This window comes from Roseivivax halodurans JCM 10272, from assembly GCF_000521785.1.
GTDB lineage: Bacteria > Pseudomonadota > Alphaproteobacteria > Rhodobacterales > Rhodobacteraceae > Roseivivax > Roseivivax halodurans.
Genome location: NZ_JALZ01000081.1, coordinates 1 through 4,470, shown reverse-complemented (window position 1 = coordinate 4,470; position 4,470 = coordinate 1). Strand labels below are relative to the sequence as shown.

The following is a 4,470-nucleotide window of genomic DNA, read 5'->3' as shown; positions in this document are numbered from 1 at the left end:
GACAGAGGAGGACGGGCGCACCGACCCGGACGACCGCGACATGTGCCGGGCATGCCCCAGATGCGGTGGCGCTATGCGCATCATCGGAACCTTCACCCGCGGTGAAACTCCGAAGTCCCGCGCGCCACCAAGGGAGGATGCCGCATGATTCAACCGTCACACCCGGCCCTGCAATCCAGAGACGTCGGACCCGTCAGCGCGGCCAACCGCCCAAAATCTGGGCTACAACAAGCACATGACGACCAAGACAGGCATCGATCCCTCGCACCGGCGCACGCAAATCGACGGGCCTACAGTGCTCAAAGTCATGGGGCCGCAGTTCAGCACAGCGACGGCCCGAGACCCGAGCCACAATCCCCATAGCACCGAAATCTGCCCGCGCTTTCCTCCTTGTCAGATTTGTCGCCGCTGAATGGCAAGCATCCAGCAGCCACAAACCTTAGACAAAGTCGCCGTCCGAGGAAACTCCTACAAGCACTGTCCGGGTATCGGTAGACAGGGCCCTCCTGCTGCGAGGCCAGGCCTCAGGGTAACTCTGCGCGTTGATCTCCCCGAACGGGACAAGACCAAGTTAATCACGCAGCAACAGGCTCAATCGGTCCCGAAGCGCGCCAATAGTTATTGGCTTCGACAGGAGAGGGCATTCCTGGAAACCGGGCCGTAGCTGATCGGACGTGTAGCCGCTGAGGAAGGCGAACGGGAGACCCTTTTCAGCCATTGCATCTGCTATTGGATAGGACGTTTCGCCCCGAAGGTTCACATCGAGAAGCCCCGCATCGACCTCGGCTTCATTGAGCAGGTCCAGTGCCTCCGAAACCGAATGTGCCGGACCGTGGGCGTGATAGCCAATGTCTTCGATCATATGCATCAGATCGGTGGCGACCAGCCACTCGTCCTCGACAATCAGGATCGTGCGCCGGCCTTCGTTCGTCTCACTGCTGCTCATAAGCTGTATCTCACTCGTCGAGCCGGAAACTCAGATCCAGAACGAACCCTTCGGGCGGAAACTTGGCCTCAGCTTCGCCGCCCCTCTGCGCTCTGATCTGCCCTTCAATGAGGGTAAGGCCAAACCCTTTTCGTTCTGGCGCATGCACCTCGGGGCCATCCTTTTCCACCCATGTCAAACGAAGTCGGTCAGCGTCGGCCTGCCACACGACATCTACCCAACCGTCATCGTTCGACAGCGCGCCGTATTTTGCAGCGTTGGTTGCCATTTCATGCACGACCATGCCGAGGGAAAGCGCCTGCTGTGGCGTCAACGCGATCTCGGGGCCGTCGGCGGAGATACGGTCGGCGCCGAACGCCTCCACCTCCAAGCGAATGAGGTCGCGGAGTGCCACCTTCGTCCAGTCTGATCCGGACAAAAGTGAATAGGCCCGTGCCATTCCATGAAGCCGATCACTCAGCTTCTCGGCGTAAGTCTCCATGCTCAACGAGGTCTTCCGCGTGCTGTTGGCAATGCTGATCACGACCGAAAGCATGTTCTTGACCCGGTGGTTCAGCTCCGAGATCAGCACCTTCTGCTGCTCTTCGGCCTGTGTGAGCGACGAAATATCGACGAGGGTGACAACGATCCCATCGATGCCGTCGTCTTGGTTGCGGTAGGGCACCAGCCGGACGAGGAAGTGCAATTCGTGGCTGTCCGGAGTGAGCCGCCGTTCCACAAGCTTGCCCGTTTGGAAAACCTCGCGCACCTCAGCTTCGAGGTTCGGGTATTGCAGGGCGCCCGCAAGATCGGTCAATGGGCGGCCGATATCGGTCTCCCGGATGTTGAAGAACGCTCCGGCCGCAGGAGTGAAATTGCGGATCACGAGGGCGCGGTCGAGGAAAACCGTCGCGATCTGCGTCGCTGCGTAGAGGTTCTTGAGATCTGTGTTGGCATTGTCGAGGTGGGCGACGCTTGTCTCGAGCTCGGCGTTGATCGTCGAAAGTTCCTCGTTGAGGGACTGCATCTCCGCGCGCGAGGCTTCGAGCTCTTCGTTGGTCGACTGCGCCTCCTCGTTGACTGAAACCAGCTCCTCGTTCGATGATTTCAGCTCCTCCAGCGCGGTCTCGTATTCCTCCACCTTCGATTGCAGGCGATCACGCAGATCACGCAGCTCGCGTTCCAGTGCCGCCTCAGCCTCGTGCGCGACGGCCTCTGCACTTCCATCCACAACCGGCTGCCGCCATTGGCCGAGCGGCGTGAACAGCACGAGGAACAAGGCTTCATTGCTAGTGGGACCGCCCAGCGGCTCGATCATCAGGCCGATCATGCTGCCGGTCTGGCCTTCTCGGTCGAGCATCAGGACCTGCCGGACCGCCGGCCCCCCCGTCTCCATTGCCTCGCGCAGCGCCGCGCGGAGATCGGCCCTGAACTCGCGCCGGGCTAGGTCGAAGATGTGGCGGTTCGGCGCGCCACGCGGCATCTCGAGATACCGGCCCGTGTTGGAGGAAAAGTAGAGAGCGTCGCCCTCATGGGTGATCACGACATGCGCAGGCGCGTGCCGCTCGAGCACCTGCGTTTCGACCCGTTGGCGAAGCTGCGTACCAGTTGCGTCCGAGCCGCGTTCCGCGACGTCCTGCCGAGTTCGGTTAGCGGACGAGGCGAGCGTGATCGGCAACCGCCGCGGGCCGCCATGATCTCGACTTTGGAAGATGCGGTGTTTCTTGTCGAGGGGCGCGAAAAGGTCGCCGTGACGGCTGATGCCCTCAGATGTGCCGAGGAACAGATACCCGCCCGGTTTCAGCGCGTAGTGGAATGTCGGGATCACGCGATCCTGAAGCTCTCCGCCGAGATAGATTAGCAGATTGCGGCACGATACCAGGTCCATGCGGGAGAAGGGCGGGTCCGAGATCACGCTATGCGGCGAGAAGATGCACATCTCGCGCACTTCCTTGCTGATGACGAGGCTGGCCCCGTCGCGACGAAAGAACCGTTTGAGCCTTTCTGGCGCGATACCGGCAAGGAGCGCGTCGGGGTAGCGGCCCGCGCGGGCCGAATCGAGTGCCTCATCGTCGATGTCGGTGGCGAAGATCTGCACCTTTGGCACGACATCCAGCCCGTCCATCTGCTCGCGCATCAGGATGCCGAGCGAATAGACTTCTTCTCCCGTGGCGCAGCCCGGCACCCAGAGCCGGATCGTCTCATCCGCGCCACGTCCGTCGAAGAGCTGCGGGATGACCCGGCTTTTCAGCATGTCGAAGGCGTCGGCGTCGCGAAAGAAGTTGGTGACGTTGATCAGCAGGTCACGGAACAGTGCCATGACCTCGCCGGGGTCGTCCTTCAGTCTCTGCACGTAGGCGTCGATCGTGGTCAACTGGACCACTTTCATCCGCCGCGCGACACGGCGCGTGAAGGTCTTGTCTTTGTAGCCGGAAAAGTCGTGACCGGTATGGCTCCGCAGAAGCCGCGCAATATCGCTCTTCACCTGCTGCGCCTTGTTCAGCCGCTGACTGTCCTCCTCACTATCGGCAAGACCGACAAGGGCGTCGATATCTTCGCGAAGCCGGGCCAGCCGCTCGGGCATCCGTTCCACCGGGTCGGCAAAGTCAATCAAGCCACTGGCCATCGCGCTGTGCGGCATTTCAGGGTTGCGCGGACCCGATCCATCCTCGGTCTGGGCCATCGTGATGCCGCCGTGTTCCTTAATCGCTTTCACGCCGAGGGTACCGTCGCCGTCCCCGCCCGACATCACGATGCCGACGGCTCTCTCGGTCTGGTCTTCGGCCAAAGAGGCGAAAAACACGTCGATCGGCTTGTGCTCCCGGTGAATTGGATCGTCAGGCTTCAGCCAGAGGCGACCGTCTCCCATGGTGAGGATCATGCCTTCGGGCATGACGTAAACGTTGTCTGGCCGGACCTCGACGCCGTCCTCGGCAACACTCACGGGGATCGATGTTAAGCGACCAATGACCTCGTGCAACAGGCTCCGCCGCTCGGGGCTGAGATGAGTCACGATGATGAACGCCATCCCACTGTCCTCAGGGAGGTGTCGGAAAAAGCCTTCGAGTGCCGGAATGCCTCCGGCCGAGGCGCCGATACCCACGACGAGGGGAGCGTATGCTGTCATCAATCAACCCTAAGCTTTCGGCCCCGCTCCCGCAATGACGGCGCTTAACCTAACGGTTCGTCTGTATGATGGTTGGTTCTGGTAACGAAGAAGCTGAAATCGAGTGCGAATGTCGCGGAAGAGCCAGGAGCCGATTCGCAGCGATGCCAACCGGGATCGTGCCGTGGCGCGTCCTAAATGTCAGTTTGCCAAACCGGGCGTAACAGTTTGGTACATGCCGCGTGTTTCGCCTGTCCGTCCTTCGTGTCGAACAGGGGCAGTCAGTTCGGATTTAAGGTGAATGTCCGCTTCCTCGACAGAACCAAGATGGCCCCGCTGCCGCAGCGAACGACCGCTTCCCGCCCTTTTTCGCCCCGACAACAGCCTCAACGAACAACGGTGCGGATATCAGCAAGGGCAGTGTCCCAATGCTTGGTGT

The 4,470-nt window shown here is 61.1% G+C and carries 2 protein-coding genes and 1 pseudogene; 1 reads left to right on the top strand and 2 read right to left on the bottom strand.

Features of this window, described 5'->3' with window-relative positions:
* A pseudogene (locus OCH239_RS23675) lies at window positions 1-148 on the top strand (IS91 family transposase); the annotation flags it as partial.
* A 423-nt stretch (window positions 149-571) separates the two neighbouring features.
* Here the strand turns inward: OCH239_RS23675 and OCH239_RS21015 are convergent.
* The gene (locus OCH239_RS21015) at window positions 572-946 is read right to left on the bottom strand and encodes a response regulator (protein WP_037267354.1); all 375 of its coding nucleotides are present in this window, start codon (window positions 944-946) and stop codon (window positions 572-574) included.
* A gap of 10 nt (window positions 947-956) precedes the next feature.
* Window positions 957-4,052 carry a CheR family methyltransferase gene (locus OCH239_RS21010; RefSeq protein WP_037267352.1) on the bottom strand — a complete coding sequence of 1,032 codons (3,096 nt, stop codon included), beginning with the start codon at window positions 4,050-4,052 and terminating at the stop codon, window positions 957-959.
* Window positions 4,053-4,470 lie beyond the last annotated feature (418 nt).